23 protein-coding genes and 1 tRNA gene are annotated in these 25,589 nt (G+C 57.0%); 15 read left to right on the plus strand and 9 right to left on the minus strand.

Annotation, left to right across the window (positions count from 1 at the left end; translation table 11 throughout):
• Positions 1 to 45 precede the first annotated feature (45 nt).
• From IWX87_RS03715 to ugpB, 4 genes are all read right to left on the minus strand, one after another.
• On the minus strand, positions 46 to 1,065 hold the full coding sequence (locus IWX87_RS03715; RefSeq protein WP_196862163.1) for a sn-glycerol-3-phosphate import ATP-binding protein UgpC: 1,020 nt from the start codon (positions 1,063 to 1,065) through the stop codon (positions 46 to 48).
• 25 nt (positions 1,066 to 1,090) lie between these two features.
• A complete protein-coding gene (ugpE, locus tag IWX87_RS03720; protein ID WP_196862213.1) occupies positions 1,091 to 1,942 on the minus strand; it encodes a sn-glycerol-3-phosphate ABC transporter permease UgpE in 852 nt (283 codons plus the stop codon).
• Between the two features lie 186 nt (positions 1,943 to 2,128).
• A complete protein-coding gene (ugpA, locus tag IWX87_RS03725; protein ID WP_196862164.1) occupies positions 2,129 to 3,010 on the minus strand; it encodes a sn-glycerol-3-phosphate ABC transporter permease UgpA in 882 nt (293 codons plus the stop codon).
• 98 nt (positions 3,011 to 3,108) lie between these two features.
• A complete protein-coding gene (gene ugpB / locus IWX87_RS03730; protein ID WP_196862165.1) occupies positions 3,109 to 4,422 on the minus strand; it encodes a sn-glycerol-3-phosphate ABC transporter substrate-binding protein UgpB in 1,314 nt (437 codons plus the stop codon).
• A 206-nt stretch (positions 4,423 to 4,628) separates the two neighbouring features.
• Between ugpB and IWX87_RS03735 the strand changes: the two genes are divergently transcribed.
• The 10 genes from IWX87_RS03735 to aspS all read left to right on the plus strand — a co-directional run bounded on the left by IWX87_RS03735 (position 4,629) and on the right by aspS (position 16,713).
• Entirely contained in the window at positions 4,629 to 8,546 is a 3,918-nt protein-coding gene (locus IWX87_RS03735) for a DUF3683 domain-containing protein (protein WP_196862166.1), read from the plus strand.
• On the plus strand, positions 8,543 to 8,971 hold the full coding sequence (locus tag IWX87_RS03740) for an HIT family protein (RefSeq protein WP_196862167.1): 429 nt from the start codon (positions 8,543 to 8,545) through the stop codon (positions 8,969 to 8,971). Before IWX87_RS03735 ends, IWX87_RS03740 begins: the two co-directional genes overlap by 4 nt.
• 38 nt (positions 8,972 to 9,009) lie before the next feature.
• The gene (locus IWX87_RS03745; protein ID WP_196862168.1) at positions 9,010 to 9,423 is read left to right on the plus strand and encodes a gamma-butyrobetaine hydroxylase-like domain-containing protein; all 414 of its coding nucleotides are present in this window, start codon (positions 9,010 to 9,012) and stop codon (positions 9,421 to 9,423) included.
• Between the two features lie 115 nt (positions 9,424 to 9,538).
• Positions 9,539 to 10,270, plus strand: a complete 732-nt coding sequence (ubiE, locus tag IWX87_RS03750; protein WP_196862169.1) for a bifunctional demethylmenaquinone methyltransferase/2-methoxy-6-polyprenyl-1,4-benzoquinol methylase UbiE — start codon at positions 9,539 to 9,541, stop codon at positions 10,268 to 10,270.
• Positions 10,271 to 10,328: 58 nt separating this feature from the next.
• Positions 10,329 to 11,315: a Tim44 domain-containing protein gene (locus IWX87_RS03755; RefSeq protein WP_196862170.1), complete on the plus strand. Its 987-nt coding sequence runs from the start codon at positions 10,329 to 10,331 to the stop codon at positions 11,313 to 11,315.
• An 88-nt stretch (positions 11,316 to 11,403) separates the two neighbouring features.
• Entirely contained in the window at positions 11,404 to 12,171 is a 768-nt protein-coding gene (locus IWX87_RS03760) for a hypothetical protein (protein ID WP_231374543.1), read from the plus strand.
• The gene (gene ubiB, locus IWX87_RS03765; RefSeq protein WP_196862171.1) at positions 12,168 to 13,721 is read left to right on the plus strand and encodes a ubiquinone biosynthesis regulatory protein kinase UbiB; all 1,554 of its coding nucleotides are present in this window, start codon (positions 12,168 to 12,170) and stop codon (positions 13,719 to 13,721) included. The genes IWX87_RS03760 and ubiB overlap by 4 nt, the downstream gene beginning before the upstream one ends.
• A 128-nt stretch (positions 13,722 to 13,849) precedes the next feature.
• Entirely contained in the window at positions 13,850 to 14,230 is a 381-nt protein-coding gene (locus tag IWX87_RS03770; protein ID WP_196862172.1) for an FmdB family zinc ribbon protein, read from the plus strand.
• Positions 14,230 to 14,859: a DUF502 domain-containing protein gene (locus tag IWX87_RS03775; RefSeq protein WP_196862173.1), complete on the plus strand. Its 630-nt coding sequence runs from the start codon at positions 14,230 to 14,232 to the stop codon at positions 14,857 to 14,859. Before IWX87_RS03770 ends, IWX87_RS03775 begins: the two co-directional genes overlap by 1 nt.
• A gap of 66 nt (positions 14,860 to 14,925) precedes the next feature.
• A complete protein-coding gene (aspS, locus tag IWX87_RS03780; protein ID WP_370583749.1) occupies positions 14,926 to 16,713 on the plus strand; it encodes an aspartate--tRNA ligase in 1,788 nt (595 codons plus the stop codon).
• A gap of 144 nt (positions 16,714 to 16,857) precedes the next feature.
• Here aspS and IWX87_RS03785 read toward each other — a convergent pair whose 3' ends face one another.
• Entirely contained in the window at positions 16,858 to 17,301 is a 444-nt protein-coding gene (locus IWX87_RS03785) for a universal stress protein (RefSeq protein WP_196862175.1), read from the minus strand.
• 522 nt (positions 17,302 to 17,823) lie between these two features.
• Here IWX87_RS03785 and IWX87_RS03790 point away from each other — a divergent pair.
• From IWX87_RS03790 to greB, 5 genes are all read left to right on the plus strand, one after another.
• The gene (locus IWX87_RS03790) at positions 17,824 to 18,660 is read left to right on the plus strand and encodes a sensor histidine kinase (RefSeq protein ID WP_231374542.1); all 837 of its coding nucleotides are present in this window, start codon (positions 17,824 to 17,826) and stop codon (positions 18,658 to 18,660) included.
• Positions 18,657 to 19,301, plus strand: a complete 645-nt coding sequence (locus IWX87_RS03795; RefSeq protein ID WP_196862177.1) for a response regulator transcription factor — start codon at positions 18,657 to 18,659, stop codon at positions 19,299 to 19,301. The genes IWX87_RS03790 and IWX87_RS03795 overlap by 4 nt, the downstream gene beginning before the upstream one ends.
• Positions 19,302 to 19,447: 146 nt before the next feature.
• Entirely contained in the window at positions 19,448 to 19,873 is a 426-nt protein-coding gene (locus IWX87_RS03800; protein WP_231374541.1) for a response regulator, read from the plus strand.
• An 83-nt stretch (positions 19,874 to 19,956) separates the two neighbouring features.
• Positions 19,957 to 20,033 (plus strand) — tRNA-Arg (locus IWX87_RS03805).
• A gap of 722 nt (positions 20,034 to 20,755) precedes the next feature.
• Complete coding sequence (gene greB / locus IWX87_RS03810) at positions 20,756 to 21,328, plus strand: transcription elongation factor GreB (RefSeq protein WP_196862178.1); 573 nt, start codon at positions 20,756 to 20,758, stop codon at positions 21,326 to 21,328.
• Positions 21,329 to 21,361: 33 nt separating this feature from the next.
• On the opposite strand, the gene IWX87_RS03815 is transcribed toward greB, so the two are convergent.
• The 4 genes from IWX87_RS03815 to IWX87_RS03830 all read right to left on the minus strand — a co-directional run bounded on the left by IWX87_RS03815 (position 21,362) and on the right by IWX87_RS03830 (position 25,553).
• Positions 21,362 to 23,608 (minus strand): bifunctional (p)ppGpp synthetase/guanosine-3',5'-bis(diphosphate) 3'-pyrophosphohydrolase, encoded by a 2,247-nt coding sequence (locus IWX87_RS03815; protein WP_370583750.1) that lies wholly within the window; start codon positions 23,606 to 23,608, stop codon positions 21,362 to 21,364.
• 110 nt (positions 23,609 to 23,718) lie between these two features.
• Positions 23,719 to 23,922, minus strand: coding sequence for a DNA-directed RNA polymerase subunit omega (gene rpoZ, locus IWX87_RS03820; RefSeq protein ID WP_029523754.1), 204 nt, complete (start codon positions 23,920 to 23,922; stop codon positions 23,719 to 23,721).
• Between the two features lie 39 nt (positions 23,923 to 23,961).
• Positions 23,962 to 24,582: a guanylate kinase gene (gene gmk, locus IWX87_RS03825; protein WP_196862180.1), complete on the minus strand. Its 621-nt coding sequence runs from the start codon at positions 24,580 to 24,582 to the stop codon at positions 23,962 to 23,964.
• Between the two features lie 53 nt (positions 24,583 to 24,635).
• Positions 24,636 to 25,553, minus strand: coding sequence for a YicC/YloC family endoribonuclease (locus tag IWX87_RS03830; RefSeq protein WP_196862181.1), 918 nt, complete (start codon positions 25,551 to 25,553; stop codon positions 24,636 to 24,638).
• Positions 25,554 to 25,589: the final 36 nt, after the last annotated feature.

Raw genomic sequence — 25,589 nt, forward strand, 5'->3', positions numbered from 1 at the left:
TGCTGTCGGGGTCAGGCACTTCTGGTGCTGTTTCTGCCTGTCCGGTCACAGGCGCTGGCCGGTGGCCGCGTCGAACCAGTGCAGCCGGTCGGGGCGGGGCGCGACATGCAGCGTGGCGCCAATCGTTGGCGCGGTTGACAGGCTTTCGTCGGTTCGCACGATCAGGAACTCGTCGCCCAGGCGGCAGTACAACAGGCGCTCGGCGCCCAGCATTTCGACGGTGTCGACCACCACTTTCCAGCCGGTGTCGCCGACCAGCAGGTGCTCGGGCCGGATTCCCAGGATTGCGCCTGGCTGGCCGCCAAAATCAGCGTTGGACACGTTCTTCAGCAGGTTCATCGGCGGCGAGCCCATGAAGCTGGCGACAAAGGTGGTCGCCGGACGGTTGTAAACCTCTTCCGGCGTGCCGAACTGCTCCATGCGGCCGGCGTTCATCACCATCATGCGCTGGGCCAGCGTCATGGCTTCAACTTGGTCGTGCGTGACGAAAAGGGACGTGATGCCGAGTTCGCGGTGCAGCTTCTGAATTTCAAGCCGGGTCTGCACGCGCAGCTTGGCGTCCAGGTTGGACAGGGGCTCGTCAAACAAAAACACCTGTGGCTGGCGCACGATCGCCCGGCCCATGGCGACGCGCTGGCGCTGGCCGCCCGACAGGGCGCGCGGCTTGCGGTCGAGCAGGTGGCCGAGTTCGAGAATCTTGGCGGCCTTGTCGACACGTGACTTGATCTCTTCCCGGGGCACCTTGGCAATCTTCAGGCCGTAGGCCATGTTGTCGAACACACTCATGTGCGGGTAGAGCGCGTAGTTCTGGAACACCATGGCAATGTCGCGCTCGGACGGCTCCAGATCGTTGACGACCTTGCCGCCGATGGAAATCTGGCCTTCGGTGACTTCTTCCAGCCCGGCGACCATGCGAAGCAGGGTGGATTTGCCGCAGCCCGACGGGCCAACGATGACGATGAATTCGTGGTCGGCAATCTCGGCGCTGACGCCGTGCAGCACCGGGACGGCGGTTTTGCCGGCGCCGTAGCGCTTGATAACGTTGTTTAGTGAAAGCGATGCCATAGCGAATGTTTGCCTGTCTTTTTGTCTATTTCTCAGTGTCAACCAGGCCCTTGACGAACCACTTTTGCATCAGCACCACGACCAGCGCAGGCGGCAGCATCGCCAAAATGGCAGTGGCCATGACCACATTCCATTCATTGGCTGCGTCGCCGCCGGCAATCATTCGCTTGATGCCGATGACCACCGGGTACATATCTTCGCTGGTGGTGGCCAGCAGCGGCCACAGGTACTGGTTCCAGCCGTAGATGAACTGGATCACGAACAGCGCAGCCATCGATGTCTTGGACAAGGGAAGCAATATGTCCCAGAAAAAACGCATTGGGCTGGCCCCGTCCATGCGGGCCGCCTCAACCAGTTCATCGGGCACGGTCATGAAAAACTGGCGGAATAAAAACGTGGCGGTGGCCGAGGCAATCAGCGGAATCGTCAGACCGGCATAACTGTTTAGCATGCCCAGGTCCGACACCACCTGGTAGGTTGGCCCGATGCGCACTTCCACCGGCAGCATCAGCGTGACAAAAATCGACCAGAAGAAGAAATTCTTGAACGGAAAGCGGAAGTACACGATGGCAAATGCAGACAGCAGGGAAATCGTGATCTTGCCAAATGTAATGACCAGTGCCGTGACAAGGCTGACCCACATCATCCGGGCCACGGGTGCAGTCGAGCCCGCACCATCGCCGCCGCCGAACAACGCGGTCTTGTAGGTTTCCCACATGTTGCTGCCCGGCCACATCGGCATCGGCGCCTGGATGATGTCCTGCGCCGTGTGGGTGGAGGCCACAAAGGCCAGGTAGAGCGGAAAAGCCACCACCACAATGCCCACGAGCATGACGAGGTGTGCAAAGATTTTCAAGAGGGCGCTTCGCTCAACCATGGCGCAAACCCCCATGGCCCGAACGGATGACACCAGACCCGCTGCGTTGTGCAGAACCACACGCCGCGAGGAGCGCGGCGGCGTTATTCAAGCAGAGGCCGTGAAACCGGCTTTGCCGGATCGCAAGCGTAGCGGCCCTTTCGCGGAGGCAGCGAGCGACACGAAGTGCGCGAACGTGGAGGAACATCAGTACTGGACCTTCTTTTCAACATAACGGAACTGGACCACGGTGAGCGCCACGACGATCACCATCAGCACCACCGACTGTGCGGCCGAGCCACCCAGGTCGCCGTTTTTGAATCCGTCGTGGTAAACCTTGTAGACCAGGATCAGGGTGTCGCGACCGGGGCCGCCCTGGGTCGAGGCGTCAATGATGGCAAAGGTGTCAAAAAACGCATAAACGATGTTGATCACCAGCAAAAAGAAGGTCGTCGGTGACAGCAGTGGAAACTGGATGGACCAAAAGCGCCTCCAGGGGCGCGCGCCGTCGATCGCGGCGGCTTCAATCAGCGACTTGGGGATCGATTGAAGTCCGGCCAGGAAAAACAGGAAGTTGTACGAAATTTGCTTCCACACCGCCGCCATGATGATCAGCGTCATGGCGTGGCTGGAATTGAGAAGGTGGTTCCAGTCGATGCCGATGCTGCTCAGTGCATACGCCACCACGCCCAGCGTGGGTGAAAACATGAAGATCCACAGCACGCCGGCCACGGCAGGCGCCACGGCGTACGGCAGGATCAGGAGGGTTTTGTAAGCCAGCGCGCCCTTGATGATGCGGTCGGCAAACACCGCCAGCACCAGCGACAAACTGATGCCCAGGATCGCCACCATGAACGAGAAGAAGGCTGTCGTCTTGAACGACTCCAGGTAAGCCTCGTCGTTGAACAGGTGCCTGAAGTTTTCCAGTCCCACCCACTCCCTGGACAGGCCAAAAGCATCCTGCAGCTGGAATGACTGCAGCAGCGCCTGTGCGGCGGGCCAGAAAAAAAAGACACTGATGACAATCAGCTGAGGTGCCAGCAGCAGCCAGGGAAGCCAGGCAGAGCGAAAAAGAACGCGTTTTTCCATATGTCTGATCAGGTCGAGGTCACCCGGGCTGCCTGCTTTTTGGCAGGCCGGGCATAAAAAGTGGTGAGTCTAGCAGCCGGCATGGGCCGGCCGGAAGATCAGGACTTGTTGGCCTTCTCGAAGCGTTCGAGTTGCTCGTTGCCGCGTTTGATGGCGGTATCCAGGGCTTCCTTGGGTTGCTTCTTGCCGCTCCAGATCTGTTCGGTTTCCTCGTCAATGATGGTACGGATCTGGTTGAAGTTGCCCAGTCGCACGCCGCGCGACTTGTCGGTGGTCTTGCGGATCATCTGGCTCACAGCAACGTCGGTACCCGGATTCTGCTTGTAAAAACCCGATTTTTCAGTCAGCTCGAACGCTGCCATGGTGATCGGCAGATAGCCGGTGCGCTTGTGGCTGGCCGACTGCACTTCAGGTCGGGACAGGTAGTTGAAGAAAGCCGCTACGCCCTTGTATTCAACTGGCTTCTTGCCAGCCATGGCCCACAGGCTGGCGCCACCGATGACGGTGTTTTGCGGCGCACCGGTCACGTCCGGGTAATACGGCAATTGGGCAATGCCATAGGCAAATTTGGCTTCCTTGCTGACCCGGGCATACAGGCCTGACGAGCCGGTCATCATCGCGCATTCGCCTGAAGGAAAGGACACGTCCGCCGCATTGGCGCGGCCCTTGTAGACAAACAGGCCCTGCTTGGACATGTTGGCCAGGTTTTCGAAGTGACGCACATGCAGTGGCGAGTTGAAGGCCAGCCGGGCAGAAGGGCCGCCAAAGCCGTTGTTCTGGGTGGCAAACAGCGTGTTGTGCCAGGTCGAGAAGCTCTCCAGCTGCGTCCAGCTCACCCAGCTTGTGGTGAACGGGCATTTATGGCCGGCGGCCTTGAGCTTGCCAGCGGCCAGAGCCACCTCGGGCCAGGTGGTCGGGGCTTTTTCCGGGTCCAGCCCAGCCGCCTTGAAAGCATCCTTGTTGTAATAAAAGATCGTCGTCGAGCTGTTGAACGGAAAGCTCAGCATCTGGCCGTTGGGCGCTGTGTAGTAACCGGCGACGGCAGGAATGTAGGCCTTGGTGTCAAACTTGGCGCCGCCCTCGGTCATGACTTCTCCGACAGGCTTGATCGCGCCTTTGGCGGCCATCATGGTGGCTGTACCCACTTCGTAGACCTGCAGGATGTGCGGCGCATTGCCGGAGCGAAAAGCCGCTGTTGCCGCCGTCATGGCCTCGTCATAGGTGCCCTTGAAGGTGGGCACGACCTTGTAATCTGTCTGGCTGGCGTTGAAGTCCTTGGCCAGGTCATTGACCCATTCGCCAAGCGGCCCGCTCATGGCATGCCACCACTGGACTTCGGTCTGGGCCTGGCTGGCCAAAGGCGCGCACAGCGCGCAAATGGCCAGTACGAGGGTGGATGAACGGTGCTTCATGAAGTCTCCTGAAGGAAAAGCGGGATTTGCGGGAATAGAAAAAGAGTCTAGTGGCGTTTTGTGACAGTGCCATTTAAACGACCCGTTGCGCGCAAGGCAAGCGGAGTTTCCATGAGGTCATTCCGGCCGGGTGCTTATAAAAGGTGCGCTGCGATAATATCGGACCAAAGCGCTGGACGTGGGTCCGAAGCCGCTGAAATTTCACGATGAACGCACCTACCACTCTTCAAGAACTGAATGTTTTCGCCGACGGCGCAAAGCACGCCGAACCCCGCATCCGCGAGATTCCCTACAACTACACGTCGTTTTCTGACCGGGAGGTGGTGATTCGCCTGCTGGGCAGCCGGGCCTGGGACTTGCTCAACCTGCTGCGCGGCGAACGCCACACGGGCCGCTCTGCGCGCATGCTGTACGAAGTGCTCGGCGACATCTGGGTGGTGCAACGCAATCCTTACCTGCAAGACGACCTGCTTGACAACCCCAAGCGCCGCAAGTTGCTGGTCGAAGCGCTGCAGCACCGGCTGGCAGAAATCGAGAAACGCCGTACGCCGCAAGCCGATAGCGAACGCGATGCCATCGTGGGTGAGTTGCTGCAAGGCGCACAGGCAGCGATTGGCCGGTTTTCGGCGTCGTTCGAGGAAGTTGCCAGCCTTCGCCAGCAAACCGAGCGCCGGCTGCGCAAGATCACGCTGAAGGACAATATCAAGTTCGACGGCCTGTCACGCGTCTCGCATGTGACTGACGCGACCGACTGGCGCGTCGAATACCCGTTTGTGGTGCTCACGCCCGACACCGAAGTCGAAATGGCCGGACTGGTCAAGGCCTGCATCGAGCTGGAGCTCACGATTGTTCCGCGTGGCGGCGGCACCGGCTACACCGGCGGCGCGATTCCGCTGACCTGGAAGTCGGCGGTCATCAACACCGAAAAGCTCGAAGCCATGACGGAAGTCGAGATGGTTTCGCTGCCCGGCCTGGACCACCCGGTGGCCACTGTCTGGACCGAAGCCGGCGTGGTGACGCAGCGCGTGGCCGACGCGGCCGAGCGCGGCGGCTTTGTGTTTGCGGTTGACCCGACCTCGGCGGAGGCGTCGTGTATTGGCGGCAACATCGCCATGAATGCCGGCGGCAAAAAGGCCGTGTTGTGGGGCACGGCGCTGGACAACCTGGCGAGCTGGCGCATGGTGACGCCTGATGCCGAGTGGCTGGAAGTGACCCGCGTGGGCCACAACCTGGGCAAGATCCACGACGCCGAGATGGCGAGTTTCGATTTGAATTACTTTGAGGCTGACGGTAAGACGCCAATTCGCACCGAGCGGCTTGATATTCCCGGCAAGACCTTTCGCAAGGAAGGCCTGGGCAAGGACGTGACCGACAAGTTCCTGAGCGGCTTGCCGGGCATCCAGAAAGAAGGCTGCGACGGCCTGATCACCAGCGCGCGCTGGATCGTGCACCGCATGCCGGCGCACACGCGCACGGTCTGCATGGAGTTCTTCGGCAACGCCAAGGACGCCGTGCCGAGCATCGTCGAGATCAAGGACTTCATGTTCGCCGAGCAAAAGCGCGGCGGTGCGATCCTGGCCGGTCTCGAGCATCTGGACGATCGCTACCTGCGCGCCGTGGGTTATGCCACCAAGTCCAAGCGCGGCGGCAACGGCAAGGGCGGTGTTACCGGCGTGCCGAAAATGGTGTTGATTGGTGACATTGCCGGGGACGACGCCGACGTGGTGGCGCGTGCCACCAGTGAAGTCGTGCGCATTGCCAATTCGCGCAGCGGCGAAGGCTTTGTGGCCATCAGCCCCGAGGCGCGCAAGAAGTTCTGGCTGGACCGCAAGAAAACAGCGGCGATTTCGCGCCACACCAATGCCTTCAAGATCAATGAAGACGTGGTGATTCCGCTGCCGCGCATGGCTGAATACACCGACGGCATCGAGCAAATCAACATCGAGTTGAGTCTGCGCAACAAGATCAAGCTGTGCGACGCACTGGACGCGTTTTTCCGCAAGGGTAGTTTGCCTTTGGGCAAGGTAGAGGACGCCAGCGAAATTCCTTCGGCAGAGCTGCTGGAAGACCGGGTCAGCCAGGCGCTGGCGCTGGTGGCCGAGGTGCGCAGTCTGTGGGCCGGCTGGCTGCAGGGCGTGGCGGTGCATTTTCCGGAACTCCAGGACCACACGCTCCGCGCCAGCTGGAAAACCCAGATTCGCGCGCCGCTGCAGGCGATTTTCAGCGGTGGCGCGTTCAAGCCGATACTTGAGGAATGCAGTGCGATTCACAAGCGCGTGCTTAAGGGCCGCGTCTGGGCCGCGCTGCACATGCACGCGGGCGACGGCAACGTGCATACCAACCTGCCTGTCAACAGCGATGACTACGAAATGCTGCAAACCGCGCATGAAGCGGTGGCGCGCATCATGGTGCTGGCGCGCTCGCTCGACGGCGTGATCTCGGGCGAGCACGGCATCGGCATCACCAAGCTCGAATTCCTGACCGACGAGGAACTGCGGCCTTTTACCGAGTACAAGGCCAGAATCGATCCGGAAGGGCGTTTCAACAAAGGCAAGCTGCTACGAAATTCAGAGCTTCTAACGCCCGGCCAGCATGCGCTAGCGGCCGATTTGACCAATGCCTACACGCCCAGCTTCGGATTGATGGGCCATGAGTCGCTGATCATGCAGCAAAGCGACATCGGCGCAATTGCCGACAGTGTGAAGGACTGCCTGCGCTGCGGCAAGTGCAAGCCGGTCTGTGCCACGCATGTGCCGCGCGCCAACCTGCTGTACAGCCCGCGCAACAAGATTCTGGCCACGTCGCTGTTGGTCGAGGCTTTTTTGTACGAAGAACAGACCCGGCGCGGCATCAGCCTGAAGCACTGGGAAGAGTTCGAGGACGTGGCCGACCATTGCACGGTGTGCCACAAGTGCCTGAATCCGTGCCCGGTCGATATTGACTTTGGCGAAGTGTCGATGAACATGCGCAACCTGCTGCGCAAGATGGGCCAGAAGTCGTTCCGGCCCGGCAATGCAGCGGCGATGTTCTTTTTGAACGCCACGAATCCGCAAACCATCAAGGTGATGCGCACGGCCATGGTCGGTGTCGGCTTCAAGGCGCAGCGCCTGGCCAGTGATGTGCTCGGCGTGCTGGCTAAAAAGCAGACGGCGCTTCCACCTTCAACCGTGGGCAAGGCCCCGGTGAAAGAGCAGATCATTCACTTCATCAACAAGAAAATGCCCGGCGGTTTGCCCAAGAAGACTGCCCGCGCCTTGCTGGACATTGAAGACAAGGACTACGTCCCGATCATCCGCAACCCCAAAGCCACCACGGCCGAAACTGAAGCGGTGTTTTACTTTCCGGGCTGCGGCTCGGAGCGCCTGTTCAGCCAGGTCGGTCTGGCGACGCAGGCCATGCTCTGGCACGCTGGCGTACAGACCGTGCTGCCGCCTGGCTACCTGTGCTGCGGCTATCCGCAGCGCGGCAGCGGCGACTTTGACAAGGCCGACAAGATGATCACCGACAACCGGGTGCTGTTCCACCGGGTGGCCACCACGCTCAACTATCTCGACATCAAGACCGTGGTGGTGAGCTGCGGCACTTGCTACGACCAGCTGCAGGGTTACCAGTTCGACAAGATATTCCCGGGCAGCCGAATCATCGACATCCACGAATACCTGCTGGAAAAAGGGATCACGCTGCCGGCCAACCAGCCCGGATTTTTGTACCACGAGCCGTGCCACAACCCGATGAAGCTGGGCGACTCGATGAAGACGGTCAAGGCGCTGATTGGCGACAACGTGCTCAAAAGCGAGCGCTGCTGCGGCGAATCCGGCACGCTGGGCGTGACCCGGCCTGACATTGCGACCCAGGTGCGCTTTCGCAAGGAAGAAGAAATCCGCAAGGGAGAAGCCGAACTGCGTGCTTCAGGGGCAGTAGCCGCGACGGGCAACGTCAAGATCCTGACCAGTTGCCCCAGCTGCCTGCAGGGGTTGAAACGCTACGGCGACGACCTGCAAAACGGCCTGCTGGAGGCCGATTACATCGTGGTCGAAATGGCGAACCAGATACTGGGCAAAAACTGGCTGCCCGACTACGTGGCCGTCGCCAACCAAGGCGGCATTGAACGGGTGCTCGTATGACGAATGCGGCATGCCCCTTGTGCGAGGGTGACGGCGGCCTGCTGGTGTTTCGCAATGAAGATTTGCGCATCATCCAGGCCAGCGAGGCTGGATTTCCGGGGTTTTACCGCGTGATCTGGAACCGCCATGTGGCCGAGTTTTCGGATCTGTCGGCCAGTGAACGACAGATTTGCATGCATGCCGTCGCAAAGGTCGAGCAAGTGCTTCGCAGCGAATTGCAGCCCGCGAAGATCAACCTGGCCGCGCTGGGCAACATGGTGCCGCATCTGCACTGGCATGTGATTGCCCGCTTTGAGGGGGACAGCCACTTTCCGGCGCCGGTCTGGGGCGCGGCACAGCGTCCGGTGGACGAAGTACAGGTGGCGGGCATCACCTCGCAGTGCCTTGACATCAACCGGCTGATTGCCGAAGCCATGGCGCTTTGAAGCGCTCTTACCCATTTATTCAGAAAGCGAGACACCCGATGGCAGGTCTTCAATCCGGGTCGCCGACCCCCACGGCGCTGACAGTTCACAGCCAATCGCGCCTTCTCGAAGTCGCTTTTTCAGACGGCGCGCAGTTCAGGATTCCTTTCGAGTTGATGCGCATCTATTCGCCATCGGCAGAAGTGCAGGGCCATGGTCCCGGGCAGGAAATCCTGCAGACCGGCAAACGCGAGGTCGATGTGGTGGCGCTGGAGCCGATTGGCAATTACGCCGTCAAGCCGGTGTTTTCCGATGGCCACGAGAGTGGGCTGTTCACCTGGGACTATCTGTACCACTTGGGCAATGACCAAAGCCAGCTCTGGGGCGACTACGAGCGCAGGCTGCAAGCCGCTGGCGTGGCGCGTGACGCGCCCATGGCTGTGGCGGGCGGGCAGGGCTGCAGCAGCCACTAACCCGGCATGGCTTGTGTGGCGCCATTGATTCTTACGAAAAATTTCCCCTCCAATGACCTGAGTCAGTACAGGGTTGTCGCTGTCAACTGGCACTTTTCCATCTAGCATTCACCTTATGACAACTACCCACTTTGGTTTTGAATCGGTAGACGAGCAGGACAAGGCGCGTCGTGTGCGAAGCGTGTTCGATTCCGTCGCCCCCAAATACGATGTGATGAACGACCTGATGTCGATGGGTCTGCACCGCGCATGGAAGGCCTACACCGTGCTGGTCGCCAATGTCAAGGAAGGCCAGCAGGTGCTCGACATTGCGGGCGGCACGGGCGATCTGGCGCTGGCGTTTGCGCCCAAGGTGGGCACCACCGGGCGCGTGGTGCATACCGACATCAATGAAGCCATGCTCAGGGAAGGGCGCAACCGACTATTGGACGCCGGCGTGTGCCTGCCAACGCTGGTGTGTGACGCTGAAGCACTTCCTTTTCCCGATGCCGGCTTTGATGTCGTCACCGTGGCCTTTGGCCTGCGCAACATGACGCACAAGGATGTGGCTCTTAAGGAAATGAGCAGGGTGCTCAAGCCCGGCGGCAAGCTGCTGGTGCTGGAGTTTTCCAAGGTGGCCAAGCCGCTTGAAAAGCTTTATGACTGGTATTCGTTCAAGGTCCTGCCCAAGATCGGCAAAGTGGTGGCCAATGACGATGCCAGCTATCAATATCTGGCCGAGTCCATCCGCATGCATCCGAGCCAGGAAGAGTTGAAAACCCTTATGAAAAATACTGGCTTTGGCCATGTGGATTATCACAACATGTCAGGCGGGATGGTGGCATTGCATGTTGGAATCAAGTGCTGACAGGTTTTGCGGCTTCTTGCCGTGATCGGGTTTTAATTGGTTTGATGAAGGAGACGACATGAAAATTTGGCAGGTCATTCTTTCCGCAGTTTTTGCGGTAACCCTTACCCTGTCTGGCGCGCCGGCGGACGCCAAGCGTATGGGCGGCGGCGGGTCCTTTGGCAAGCAGTCGTCCAACGTGACGCAGCGCCAGGCACCTGCCAACAATGCATCAACTCCGGCTGGAGGTGCAGGCGCTGCCGCAGCTGCCGCACCGAAAAAACCATGGGGCGCCATGCTTGGCGGTTTGGCTGCCGGACTAGGACTGGCTTGGTTGGCATCGTCGCTGGGGCTGGGCGGCGCTTTCGGCCAGATCATCATGTTCGCCTTGTTGGCGCTGGTGGTCATGGTGGTAATTGGCTTTGTCATGCGCCGACTCAAGGGGGGCGCGGCGAATTCGCCGGGCGCCACGCGGTCGCAGTCGCCTTTCGCCTTCCAGGGTGCTGGCAATGCGCCTGAAGCCACGACGGCCCGTAGCTACAGCCCGGCCAATGTGGGTAACGACGCGTCGGCACGTCCCTGGGAACGCAGCGCAACAGCTTTTGACAGCAATGCGGTTGCGCCTGCAGCAGGTGGCTCGATGATCGGTTCTGGCCTGACGGGTTCGCAGTCATGGGGCGTGCCTGCCGGCTTCGACGCCGAAGGCTTCCTCAAGGCCTGCAAGTCGAATTTCGTGACTCTTCAGGACGCCTGGGACCGTTCCGACATCCAGAACCTGCGGTCCATGATGACCGACGACATGCTGGAGCAGATCAAGACGCAACTGGCAGACCGCGAAACTCATACGGGCGGCACATCCAACAAGACCGAGGTGGTCATGCTCGATGCGCAGTTGTTGGGTATTGAGGAAATGAGCGACGTGTACATGGCCAGCGTCGAGTTCTCCGGCATGATCAAGGAAGACGCCTCCAGCGGCGCCAGTCCATTCCGGGAAGTCTGGAACATGACCAAGCCCCGTGTTGGCGGCAGTGGCTGGCTGGTTGCCGGTGTTCAGGCCTTGCAGTAATCGGGTTTTCAAGCAAGCAGTAATACCTTAAGGCCAAGCCAGGGACATTAGGCCTCAAGGGCTTTTTATCCTGCAAAATCGGAGACGTATGAATAACACGTCTCCTTTTTCATTTCTGAAATCCATCGCCACCCGTTTTCAGCCTCCTGCATGGGTGGTTGACGAAGGACAGCAGCGACTGGTGCTTTTTCTCAATCATGTTCTTCTGCAGGAAAAGCAGGCCCAGGAACGGCTTTTGCGTCAAAAAGGCCGTGTAGTGCATTTGCGCTGGGGTTTGTTTGCTATTGATTTAATAGTTACTCCAGCTGGTCTGGTGGACCGTGCGGCTGAATTTTCAACGCCTGACCTGATTCTGTCGGTTGCCGCTGAATCGCCTCTGGCAGCAGTGCAGTCGGTGCTGGCGGGAAAGACACCTGCCGTCAAGATCGACGGCGATGTGCAACTGGCGGCCGATATAGGCTGGCTGGCTGAAAATTTGCGTTGGGACGCAGAAGAAGACCTGTCCCGCCTGATCGGCGATGCGTCAGCCCACGCGCTGGCCGACGCCGGACGACGATTGGCTTCCGGTCTGAGGCAGTTCTTGACCAAGGGACCACTGGCATCTGCTGCGCAGTCTACAGCTACACCCCCCCAAGCCGCCGCCGCCGCCACTCCCATGCCACCGCGCAGGACTGCACCGGCAGCGCAATCGTCGCCCACATCGACGACCCGCCCCTTGCCTGCCGAGGTGGCTGCAGATTCTGCTGAGTCCACCGGACACGGTAAGTCAGCCGGTGGTTCCCTGCCTCCCGGCGACACCAGCTTGCCGCCTCAGGAAGGCGAGTCATTTCCCATACCGCCCGGGACTGCTGCATGAGCCGGATCTTTCGGGGTTTCATCATTGTCTGGACCGTGTTGCGGTTCGGGTTGGACGAACTGGTCCTGTCAAGTTTCGAGAAGCCATGGATTCGTCTACTTTCACGCATCGTGTCCTTCGGGCGCAATCTCAAAGCCCCCCGAGGGGAACGTCTTCGGCAGGCGCTTGAACAACTGGGGCCGATTTTTGTCAAGTTTGGTCAGGTGCTTTCCACCCGCCGTGACTTGCTGCCTCCTGACATTTCTGATGAATTGGCGCGACTGCAGGACCGCGTGCCACCGTTTCCTTCGGCTGTCGCCGTGGCGATCATTGAAAAAGCCTTTGGCAAACCGATTGATTCCATTTTCGAAACCTTCGAGCAGACGCCGGTCGCCAGCGCATCGATAGCGCAGGTGCACTTTGCCACGCTGCCCGGCGGACGCGAAGTGGCGGTCAAGGTGCTGCGGCCCAACATGCTTGCCGCTTTGAAAAAAGATCTGGCGCTGATGCGCATGATGGCGGGCTGGGTCGAGCGTGCGTCAAAAGACGGCAAGCGCCTCAAGCCGCGCGAGGTGGTGGCCGAGTTCGACAAGTACCTGCACGACGAACTTGATCTGCTGCGTGAGGCATCGAACGCGGCGCAATTGCGGCGCAATATGCAAAGCCTTGATCTGGTGATGATTCCCGAGATGTACTGGGACTACTGTATGCCTGATGTGATGGTGATGCAGCGCATGTACGGGGTTCCCATTGGCCAGACCCAGCGCCTGCGCGATGCCGGCGTTGACATGAAAAAACTGTCGCGCGATGGCGTCACACTGTTTTTTACCCAGGTGTTTCGCGACGGTTTCTTCCATGCCGACATGCACCCCGGCAATATCCAGGTCAGTCTGGCGCAAGAAACCTTTGGTCGCTTGATTTCCCTCGATTTCGGCATCGTTGGTACGCTGACCGAGGTGGACAAGGAATACCTGGCGCAGAACTTCAGTGCCTTTTTCCAGCGCGACTACAAGCGTGTGGCTGAACTGCATATCGAATCGGGCTGGGTTCCGCCAGCCACCCGTGTCGACGAACTGGAGTCGGCCATTCGCGCCTGCTGCGAGCCGATGTTCGACAGGCCTCTTAAGGAGCTTTCACTGGGCATCGTGCTGATGCGGCTGTTTCAGACGTCGCGCCGCTTTCAGGTAGAAATCCAGCCGCAACTGGTTCTGCTGCAAAAAACGCTGCTCAACATTGAAGGACTGGGACGCGACCTTGATCCTGACCTGGACCTCTGGAGCACAGCCAAGCCTTTCCTCGAGCGCTGGATGCTGGAGCAGGTCGGCCCTGAAAAACTCCTTGCCCAACTCAAGGCAGAAGCGCCTTTGTATGCCAAATTGCTGCCCATGTTGCCGCGTCTCATGGCGCAGTACCTGAAGGCAGGGCCGCCAACCAACTACAAGCATCTGAACGAATTGCTGGCCGAACAAAAGCGGACCAACAAGCTGCTGCAAAGCCTGATTTACGGTGGGATGGGTTTCGTTCTGGGGCTGATTTTCATGCAGATGGTCTTGCGAATCCACCTGTTTTGATGCGAAATCCCCCTGGGCGGGCAAGGCCTGCGAAGTTTGTCCGCGTGGCGGGCAAGCCCTATAATTAAAGGCTTTGTACCGTCTGGCCTTTGCTGGCGGCAACTCCCCGGAAAACGAGCTTAAGCACCATGCCTATCTACGCCTACAAATGTGAATCCTGCGGATTCGCCAAGGATGTACTGCAAAAAATGTCGGATGCTCCCTTGTCAGTATGCCCGCAATGCAACGCACCGAGCTTCAAGAAGCAACTGACTGCAGCTGGTTTTCAGCTAAAGGGCTCCGGCTGGTATGTCACGGATTTCAAGGGCGGCAACAGCGGTGCACCTGCTGCCAAATCGGCCGAGGCACAGGCCGCAGCCCCGGCAGATGCGGGCAATACTTCCTCTAATGCTGGGGCGAGTAGTGGTTCAGCAGCAAGTCCGGCCGCAACGCCATCGGCGACGGCTTCTTCCCCCGCACCTAGCACCAGCAATACCGGCAACAACGGCGCACCCAAAAAATCGTCATGATGAGCTCGATTCGCCGGTGGCTGTTGGCTGGACTTCTGGTGCTGGTGCCGCTGGCCATCACCCTGGCAGTGCTTAACTGGATTGTGGCCACGCTGGACCAGACTCTACTGATCCTGCCTGTTGCGTGGCACCCGGACAGGCTGCTGGGTTTTCATCTGCCCGGTTTTGGCGTGCTGCTGACGCTTGGAATCGTTCTGTTGATGGGCGCTATTGCCAGCAACTTCCTGGGCAGGAAACTGCTAATGGTTGGCAATGCCCTGCTGCGCCGCATTCCGATCGTCCGCTCGATATACTCCAGCGTCAAGCAGGTTTCCGACACCTTGTTTTCCGAAAACGGCAATGCCTTTCGCAAGGCCCTGCTGGTGCAATGGCCCCGTGAAGGCGTCTGGACAATCGGTTTTCTTACTGGCTCGCCAGGCGGCGATGTTGTGAACCATTTGCCTGCGGATTACGTTAGCGTCTATGTGCCGACCACACCAAATCCCACCGGCGGCTATTTCGTCATGCTCAAGAGAGCGGAATGCATTGAGTTGAAAATGAGTGTTGATGAAGCACTGACTTATGTCATCTCCATGGGTGTCGTGGTTCCGGCCACCCGTCCTGTTGCCCCACTCAATCCCCCCCTGTAAACAGCGCAACAGCGCTGATCATCCCGAGTATTTTTTATGGCTATCGCTGAAACACAAGGCGCTAAAATGCGCACCACTTATTGCGGTCTGGTGACCGAAAGCCTGTTGGACCAGACGGTCAGTCTTTGCGGCTGGGTCAATCGTCGGCGCGACCATGGCGGTGTGATTTTCATTGACCTGCGCGACCGCGAAGGCTATGTGCAGGTGGTGTGCGATCCGGACCGCGCCGACATGTTCGGCATTGCCGAAAACGTGCGCAACGAGTTTTGCGTTCAAATCAAGGGTTTGGTGCGCGCCCGACCGGAAGGCACTGCCAACGACAGCCTGAAAAGTGGCAAGGTCGAAGTGCTGTGCCATGAATTGATCGTGCTGAACCCCAGTGTTACCCCGCCTTTTCAGCTAGATGATGACAACCTGTCGGAAACCACGCGGCTGACGCATCGGGTACTTGACCTGCGCCGTCCCTACATGCAGAACAACCTGATGCTGCGCTATCGCGTGGCAATGGAAACGCGCAAGTTCCTCGATGCCAATGGATTCATCGACATTGAAACGCCGATGCTGACCAAGAGCACACCCGAGGGCGCGCGTGACTATCTGGTTCCGAGTCGCGTCAATGAGGGCCAGTTTTTTGCCCTGCCGCAAAGCCCGCAGTTATTCAAACAATTGTTGATGGTGGCCGGTTTTGACCGTTACTACCAGATCACCAAATGCTTTCGCGATGAAGACCTGCGCGCCGACCGCCAGCCGGAATTCACGCAGATCGATATCGAGACGTCGTTCATGGGCGAGCAGGAAATCCGGGATATGTTCCAGGACATGATGACCGGGCTGTTCAAGACGGTGCTGAACACCGACCTGGGCGAGTTCCCGGTCATGGCCTATGCCGAAGCCATGCACCGCTACGGTTCGGACAAGCCCGATCTGCGTATCAGCATGGAATTCACCGAACTGACCGACGTGATGGCGGATGTTGACTTCAAGGTTTTCAGTGCACCCGCCACCACAGTAGGTGGTCGCGTCGTTGCCTTGCGCGTTCCTGGTGGCGCTGAAATCAGCCGCAGCGAGATCGACGCCTATACCGAATTTGTCAAGATCTACGGTGCCAAGGGCCTGGCCTGGATCAAGGTCAACGACATCACCAAGGGTCGTGAAGGCCTGCAAAGCCCCATCGTCAAGAACATCCATGATGCGGCGGTGGCAGAAATCCTCAAGCGCACCGGCGCGCAAAACGGCGATATCCTGTTTTTCGGTGCTGATAAGTCCAAGGTGGTCAACGACAGCATCGGCGCATTGCGCTTGAAGGTTGGCCTCAGTGCCTTCGGCAAAAAAACCGGTTTGTTCACCAAGGGCTGGAAACCGCTGTGGGTGGTTGACTTTCCGATGTTTGAGTACGACGAAGACGGCAAACGCTGGAGCGCGGTGCACCATCCCTTCACGGCTCCCAAGGACGGCCATGAAGACTGGATGGACACCGACCCTGGCCGCTGCATCGCGAAGGCCTACGACATGGTGCTCAATGGCTGGGAACTGGGCGGCGGCTCGGTGCGCATTCACCGCGCCGATGTGCAGAGCAAGGTGTTCAGTGCGCTGAACATTGGCCCTGAAGAAGCGCAGTTGAAATTTGGTTTTTTGCTGGATGCCCTGCAATATGGCGCGCCACCGCACGGCGGTTTGGCCTTTGGTCTGGACCGCATCGTTACCATGATGACCGGTGCCGAGTCCATCCGCGACGTGATCGCCTTCCCGAAAACCCAGCGCGCGCAGTGCCTGCTGACCCACGCACCTAGCCCGGTCGATGAAAAGCAACTGCGCGAATTACACATTCGCCTGCGTAACCCATTGCCGCTCTGAACGCGTTCACCAGCATTAAGGCAATCAACAAAAGGGCACTCCAAGGGTGCCCTTTTTGTTTTCCGAGTTCATCTTCTGATTAGCCGGACAGCGCTTGATACAAGGCTTTTACCGAAAGCGAATTGAGGTTCTGCCAAAGTCGTCTTAGCGCAGGACCAGGACTGGTACGGTGCTGTGTGTCAGTACATGCTGAGTTTCGCTGCCCAGCAGCACCCGTTTGATGCCTTTTCGGCCATGCGACGCCATCACTACTAGGTCACACCCATGTTTTGTAGCGGCGGAAATGATGGATTCGGCGATCAGGTCAGATTGCGCCACAACCGCTTTGGCTATGACATCTTGGGCCTTGGCTTGTTCTTGTACGGCATCGACAACTGCCTGGCCCTTGTCGCTCCATTGCTTCTCGGTACGCGCAATGTCTTCAACTGAAATGGTGATGCCGCCTTCAAAATAACTTACCGGGTAGCGCGGTACGACATAAAGCGCGACCAGTTCGGCACCTATGGCTGCTGCCAGTTCAATAGCGCTGCCCACGGCGGTTTTTGAAAGATCCGAACCGTCGGTAGCGACAAGAATTCGCTTGTACATGATGACTACTCCAATTTAAATAGAAAGTTTCAGCGTAAGCGTACGCAGACTTGCTTGTCTTCATTCAAGTCAAGCGCCGTAACACCCTCAACAATCTTATACCGTGGAAAATTTCATTAAGTGCATCACGAATTTCAAGAATAAAACAAGTTTGACATACATCAAGGCAAAAACTCCCAGCTTTTTGCTATTTTATTAATAGCTGCTAGCGCTTATGCAGCCAGCGCGGCAGAAATTTTTGGTATTAAAAATAATTTATTTTCAGAAGAAATGAGTTGTATCAATTTTTTATTGCAAAAGCTAATCTGAACTGGGTAGCAAAGTCTGTAACCGCAATAACGTTTTGTAGATAACCCCTGCTATCCCACAAACTGCATTCCCATTTGCTTTAAGGTCGTCGCATGAGTAAATAAAGAGAGGTGCGTTTGCCTTTGTATTGTCAGGTGTAGCGATCAGCAATGCATTAAAAGCAGCGTACAGCCTGAAGTCATGACGGCAAGCAAAATAATTTTCGGAGTAACCATGAAAAGCCAAATGCATTTTCAGCTCGATTCAAAAAAAACTGTAAGAGTGGGCGACAAGTGGCCCGCCAGTCATCAGTTTCAGGATCAATTTCATGGACTACCACTCCTGCACAAAACGCTTCGGGTCAATATTCCTCTGATGCCAGCTGAAACCGCACAACTGTTGGAAGAACGACGTGCCTTTGCAATCGCAGCACAGGCGATCCGCGAAGAAGAAAAAGCGCGTTTGGCCCGAGAGTTACACGATGAACTCGCGCAGTCGTTGACTGCACTGAAAATGGACGCAATATGGGTTCGCGACCACGCTTCATCCGTTCCCGGGAGGGTGATCGACAAGCTGACCGAGATGGTGGAAATGCTTGACCGCACGGTGGCTGCAACGCGCAGAATGGCCGCCGACCTACGGCCGCTGATGCTCGATGATTTGGGTCTGGTGCCGGCAATTGAATGGCTTGCAAGCAGTTTCATGCAGCGCTGCGGTGTGCCCTGCACACTTTCGGTCAATGACGAACCAGCGCTTGAATTGCCTGAGCCATATGCAACGGCCGTGTTCCGGATTGTTCAGGAGTCGCTTAACAACATTGCCAAGCATGCGGCTGCCTCCCAGGTCATCGTCACGCTGGACAAGACCCTGGATACGGTACGACTGCGCGTGGAAGACGATGGCTGCGGATTTGTTTGCAAGGGTATGCGCAAGCCCCAGTCGCTTGGACTTCTGGGTCTGCGCGAGCGGGCACAACTTCTTGGTGGAAGCGTTGCCATCCGTAGTGCGCGGGGGAAAGGAACAACCGTTGAAGTAAGCATTCCCCTGCACGAGATGGGAGTTCCGCAATGATCAGAATTGTTATCGCCGATGACCATGCCGTTGTGCGAGAGGGCCTAAAACGTATTGTCACCTCAGCGGAAGACATGACCGTGGTCGGGGAAGCATCCAACGGAACGGAGGTCATGCGCCAAGTGCGGGAGTCTGATTTCGATGTCCTGGTTCTGGACTTGTCCATGCCGGGCCGAAGCGGCATGGAACTGATCAAACTGGTGCGTTGCGAAAAGCCAAAACTCCGTATTCTTGTGCTCAGCATGCACGAAGAACTGCAGTACGCCGTCCGCTCGATCAAGTCTGGTGCAAGCGGCTACCTGACCAAAGAAAGCGCGCCGACGCAACTGATGCAGGTGCTGCGAAAAATTGCCGCAGGCGGCGCCTTCATCAGTTCAGGGGTTGCCGAGCAACTGGCACTTGGCTCCATGCTGGGGTCATCCTCTGCAGCGCATGAAAGGCTGACGGACCGGGAGTTTGAGGTATTCCGTTTGATTGCCATCGGCATGTCGGTCACCGACATCGCGGGACGGCTGAACCTTTCGGCTAAAACCATTAGCACGCACAAAGCCAATCTCATGCAAAAGATGAATTTGCAAAACCAGAGTGAACTGATTCGTTACGCCATCAAGCATGGTGTGACCGAGCCGCTGGAGCCATGAATCAATTTAAAGATGTTTTTCGTTCATTAATGGTGTTGATAAAAACTATTGCCTGACGCTCGACCTGTAGGATTGGCTGAACGGTAGTGGGCGTCTATCTCTTGACGTGTCCGGAATTTTCCGATGCTGCTTTTCAGGCAACGCGTATGGCGCGCGCCGTAAAAGTACCGCAAAGTAGTGCGATGGGTTCAGAAAATGCAGCATTAAGAATTTTTATTGCAGACGATTCGCTTCTTGTACGTGAGCGCGTAGCGTCGATGCTTGGAGCCAGCGCCATGGTCATCGTCGGTCAGGCTGAAACGCCCCAGGATTCAATAGACGGCATTCTTGCCGTTTATCCTGACGTGGTAGTGCTGGACGTTCAGCTCGAAGGGGGCTCTGGCCTGCAGGTCTTGCGGGCAGTTCGTCACGCCGCGCCTGACATTGCCTTTGTGATCTTTAGCAACAATTCGGACCTTGTTTACCGGAAGTGCTATCTGGGAGCCGGTGCCGAGGACTTCCTGGACAAGACCTACCAATTCGGGGAACTCGTTAACGCAGTGTTTAACGCCGCGCAAAATGCAGAGTGTTGAGATGTTTCAGCATCAGCTGAAATTTACTTTCTTCTTAAACGCGATCAATCAGTGTCAATATCTACGCTATAATTTGAAGCTTGGCGGCTGTAGCTCAGTTGGATAGAGTACTTGGCTACGAACCAAGGGGTCGTGGGTTCAATTCCTGCCAGCCGCACCAAAAAATGAACGGGTTATGAAAGAAATTTCGTAACCCGTTTTCCTTTTTCCAGCCTCAATATCCTACAAGTTACTAAAAAGCCCTAGATTGCTACGACAGCTCACGGCTATTATTCAAAAAGACATCGGCCTCGTAAATTTTTAGCTTTGTATCGCTGGTGTTAACAGAGCTGGGGCCTTTGTTTGAACAGTCAAACGGTTTTGATGGGTGCAGTCTGTTCTGGGTGACTATCCTGTTAGCTTGAGGTCCCGCAGGGATTCCAAGTAAACCGTCATCGCATTGAGGCAGACTGCCCGAAAAAGGGCAGTCCAAGCGCAACTCATCTATGCGGTGCATGCGTTTAATGTCATCTTTACTTGCTGGTCGAGTCTTTCAGCAACGCACACTTCGACTGATTTTGAGCAACTTGGCTTGTGCATGACAGGCAGAACATAGGCGAATGGCGATCGTTTTTTGCTCAGCAATCCTGCCTTGCCGAGCGCGCCATGCAAAAAATCTTTACCCAAGATGAGCTATTTCAATAATTGGTCTGGAACTGTTCAGTTTTGCAAGACCATCTTTGTCGCAGGCATCTATTCAAACGCAGCGAATTCCGTATGTGAGTGAGAAATTTCAGTGCGCTGCTTTGTAATATTGGTGTAGCGGTAACAAAAGTTTCAGATTTTTATTCGGATTGTTTGAGCCTTTAAAAATGCCTAAGTGAATGCTATTCTGCTTACTGCATGAATAAAGCCTTCACCAAAGAAACCGATGCTGACGATGAAGATGCACTTCCCATGCCCCGTCCGCTGTCAAGCGGCAAGAACTACATCACCCCTGAGGGCTATGAGCGCCTGCGGCTGGAATTACATGATCTGATCGACAACGAGCGGCCCAAGATCGTCGATATCGTTCACTGGGCGGCAAGCAATGGCGACCGTTCAGAAAACGGCGATTACCTGTATGGCAAGAAGCGGCTTCGAGAAATAGACCGACGCATCCGCTTTTTGACGCAGCGGCTAGAAATTGCCGAAATCAGCGACCCTAGCATCCACTATGGTGATGATCAGGTATTTTTTGGTGCCTCGGTCACCTATATAGACGAACAGGGGCACGAAAGTACGGTGACTATTCTGGGTGTTGACGAAGCCGTTAGTACGGAGGGGCAGATCAGCTGGATTTCGCCAGTGGCACGTGCTTTGCTGAAAGCGCGGACGGGTGATGAAGTGACGCTGGTCACGCCCAAAGGAACGCGGTTACTGGAAGTGCTTAAAGTAAACTATCCCGAACCTGGCACAACGGCCCGGCATGCATGATTCTTTTAATTCTTTAAAACAAAAGCTCAACTTTTAGGTGCTGGCTTTGGATCGCTGCACCCGAATCACCGACGGGGCACGCTTGACATTGCGCATCGCTGAAGCCAAGTGAACGCGGTCGCGCACTGCCACGCTAAAACGCAGGTCCGTGGCACCATTTGCAGGCTCATGGCCCATGTCCACATGGGTAATATCCACCTCGGCGCTAGCGAGCGCGGCAGCCACCTTAGCAAGTACGCCCTTGCCGTTGGAGACTGTGACCATAAGAGTAGTTTCAAACGTTCTGGTGGGTTCATCTGACCAATCCACTGCAATGAAGCGTTCAATGTCGCGTAGCTGCAGTCGCTTGGCCACTACGCAGTCTTCGATGTGTACGAGCAACCCTTCACCGCGACCGAGATAGCCCACGATGGCATCGCCGGGAATCGGGCTACAGCACCGGGCGAACTGGACAGAACTTTTCTCGCTGCCATCAAGCACCAAGCCGCCTTGGGCAATGGATTCCTGCGGAATATAGCGTTCCCGGCTCATGAGCAAAGCATCAGGTTTCTCGCCTTTTTCAGCCAGAAAAGAAACGATGCGCTTGGCAATCATGCTTGCAATGCGTTTGCCCAGGCCGATGTCTGTCAGCAATTCGGCGCGCGAACGATTACCGGTAAACCGAAGTATTTTTTCCCAGATCGCATGATGTGCGTCGTCATCTTCCGAAAGACTCTGCCGGTCTATCCCCTCGGCTCGTAACGCTTGGGCGAGCATTTTTTCACCCAATTCCTGCGATTCCGTGATGGCCATGCTTTTGAGGTGATGGCGGATTTTTGAACGCGCCTTGCCGGTTCGGACAAATCCCAGCCAAGCGGGGTTTGGTGTAGAAACTGGCGCGGTGATGATTTCGATGACATCGCCGTTCAGCAATTCAGTACGCAGGGGAACCTGTTCGCCATTGACCTTGGCGGCAATCGCATGGTGGCCTACATCGCTGTGAATGGCATAGGCAAAGTCGACAATCGTGGCTCCGCGGGGCATTGCCATAATCTGGCTTTTCGGGGTAAAGACGTAGACCGCTTCGGGAAACAGATCGATCTTGACATGGTCCCAGAACTCGGCAGCGTCATGAGTTTCGTTCTGGATGTCCAAGAGCGACTGCAGCCACTTGGTTCCCAGGCGCTGCGATGTGTCGCTGTTCGGATCGGACGCCTTGTACAGCCAATGGGCCGCTACGCCGGCTTCGGCCACCACGTGCATCGCATCGGTGCGCATCTGGAACTCGATGTTGGTGCCAAACGGGCCGACCAGCGTTGTGTGCAATGACTGATAACCATTGACCTTGGGAATTGCAATGTAGTCCTTGAACTTGCCCGGCAAGGGCTTGTAGAGCTGGTGCAGGATGCCCATGGCGCTGTAGCAGGTCGTCACTTCATTCAGGATCACCCGAAACCCGTACAGATCGGTCACTTGCGCAAAAGACAGGTGTTTTTGATCCATCTTGTGGTAGATCGAATAAAGCGTTTTTTCACGCCCATAAATCCTCACGGGAATCTGTGCCGAGGCAAAAGCCGCCTCAACTTCCGACTGCACCCGCTTGATCACGTCGCGCCTGCGTCCCCGCGCGCGGGTCAGGGCCTTGGCCAAAATTGCATAACGCCATGGATGCAGGTGCTGGAACGAGCGATCCTGCAGTTCGCGATAGGTCGAATTCAAGCCCAGGCGGTAGGCGATCGGGGCATAGATGTCCAGCGTTTCACTGGCAATCCTTTTCCACTTTGTGCGGGGTGCGTCGCCAAGCGTTCGCATGTTGTGAATGCGGTCAGCCAGCTTGATCAGGATAACCCGGACATCACGCGCCATGGCCAGCAGCATCTTGCGGAAAGACTCTGCCTGGTTTTCTTCGCGGGTGTTGAATTCGAGTTTTTCCAGCTTGGTTAGTCCATCTACCAGTTCTGCCACTGGCGCACCAAAGCGCTCGATCAACTCCGATTTGCTGACATCGCAGTCTTCCATTGCATCATGGAGTAGCGCCGCCATAAGGGCCTGAGCATCGAGTTTCCATTCGGCGCATTGCTGGGCCACGGCAATCGGATGCGTGATGTAGGGCTCGCCGCTGTTTCTCAATTGTCCCAAGTGGGCTTCATCGGCAAAGCGGTAAGCCTGACGGACATTCTCTATGTCAGCCGCGTTCAGGTAATCGAGTTTGGCGGTCAGGGCCGCAAAACTTGCTGCCGCTGCATTGGCTGCGGCAGGTGTCGGCTTGTGGGGAACGGCGGTCGTCAGCATTGCGTTCATATCCCTAAATGTAACGCTACCTGAATAGAATCAAGGACAAATGGTTTTAGTAAGCTTCAAAAATGAATAAAGCACCTCGAAAGGTGCTTTATTTGATAAATTCAACAGATCTAATTTGGGACTTTTTTCAACATTTCCAGACCCACCTTGCCAGCGGCGATTTCCCGCAAGGCCGTGACACCGGGTTTGTTTTTGCTTTCGATCCTGGCAGCATGGCCTTGACTGAGCATGCGAGCGCGGTAGGTGGCAGCCAAAACCAGTTGGAAGCGGTTCGGGATTTTTTCGAGGCAGTCTTCGACGGTAATGCGGGCCATGGTGTTCTTTCAGGTGATCGTTGACTTAGGGACAGTAACTTAGGGAATGTGAAGCGCCATGAAAGTCTCGGCTCTGGCGCGTCGCTGAGCTGAATATTTCAGCCGCTGGGCGTGCACGATGGTTTTCAGGTCGAAAACTGCCCGCTCAAACAACTCATTGATTATAACGAAGTCGAATTTTTGCGCCTGTACCATTTCCAGGGCCGCATTCTGAAGCCGCAACTCGATGACTTCCGGACTGTCTTCGCCACGACGCTGCAGGCGAGAGCGCAGTTCTTCCCAGCTTGGCGGAAGAATGAAAATAAGGATCGCATTGGAAAAAATTTGCTTGATGTTGATGGCGCCCTGGAAATCGATTTCCAGAATCACGTCGGCGCCATGCGCTACCCGCTCTTCAATCGTGTGGCGCGACGTCCCATAGCGGTGGCCGTGAACATGCGCCCATTCCAGGAAAGCATCGCGCTTGACCATGCTGTCAAATTCTTCCGTCGAGAGAAAAAAGTACTCCCTGCCATGCTTTTCCTGGCCGCGCGGCGGGCGGGTTGTGTGTGATACCGCCGGCTGGATGGCTGAATCGAGTTCCATCAGGGCTTTGACCAAGCTGGATTTGCCAGCCCCGCTGGGGGCGGCAACAACAAATAGATTTCCGGGATAGTCCATACTGGGCGAGCGATGTTTGCTATTGATTTAGAGGATGTAGAAGGTCAGCGGTGTTATTCGATGTTCTGGACCTGCTCGCGAATCTGCTCGATCAGCACCTTCATGTCGACCGACACGCGTGTCATTTCCAGCGACGCTGATTTGGAGCCCAGGGTATTGGCTTCGCGGTGGAGTTCCTGAATCAGGAAGTCCAGGCGCTTGCCCAGTTCGCCGCCGCTGGCCAGAAGGCGGTCGATTTCATCTAGGTGCGATGCCAGGCGGGTAATTTCCTCGGCCACGTCAATCCGGATGGCAAACGCTGTTGCCTCGGTCAACGCCCGGTCTTGGGCGATTTCCGGCAGCACACTGCTGCTGCCCAGCGCCAGCGCTTCTTTCCAGCGATCCAGAAAGCGGGTTTTTTGCTGTTCAACCAGTTTCGGAACCATAGGCACAGCCGATTCGGCCAGCGCCCGCAATTGGGCGGTCCTGTCCAGCAGCATGAGGCTCAGGCGAGCGCCTTCGCGCTCACGTGCCGCCATCAATTCGTTTACCGCCTGTCGGGCGGTCTGCAGCAATTCTTCGCTGTAGTCGTGCGGTTTTTTATCTTCATTCGTCGCAATCCGGAGCACGTCCGCCACGCTGAGCGGTGCAGCCTGCGGCAGCCATGACTTGATGTTGTCTTCAAGCGAGCCCAGTCGCTGCAGCGTGGCGGCTGAAGGCGCGCGCAGGTTGCTGGCCGTCGTGCTTTCAAACGAGACGCGTACCTCGACCTTGCCGCGCTTGAGCTTGCCGGTGAGCAACTCGCGCAGCGCCGGCTCGGCTTGGCGCAATTCGTCGGGCAAGCGAAAAGCCAGGTCCAGGAAACGGCTGTTGACGGAACGGATTTCAATGCCGAGCCTCGAACTGCTGTCACGCGACGGTTCGGTTTCGCTGGCAGACTGCGCGGTGCTCGACTGCAGGCTTGCATAGCCCGTCATGCTGTAAACTGACATTCGCTTTTTACGCCTTCCTAAAGAGAGAAGAGACTG

This window comes from Polaromonas sp. CG_9.7 (assembly GCF_015752205.1).
Classification (GTDB): Bacteria; Pseudomonadota; Gammaproteobacteria; order Burkholderiales; family Burkholderiaceae_C; genus Polaromonas.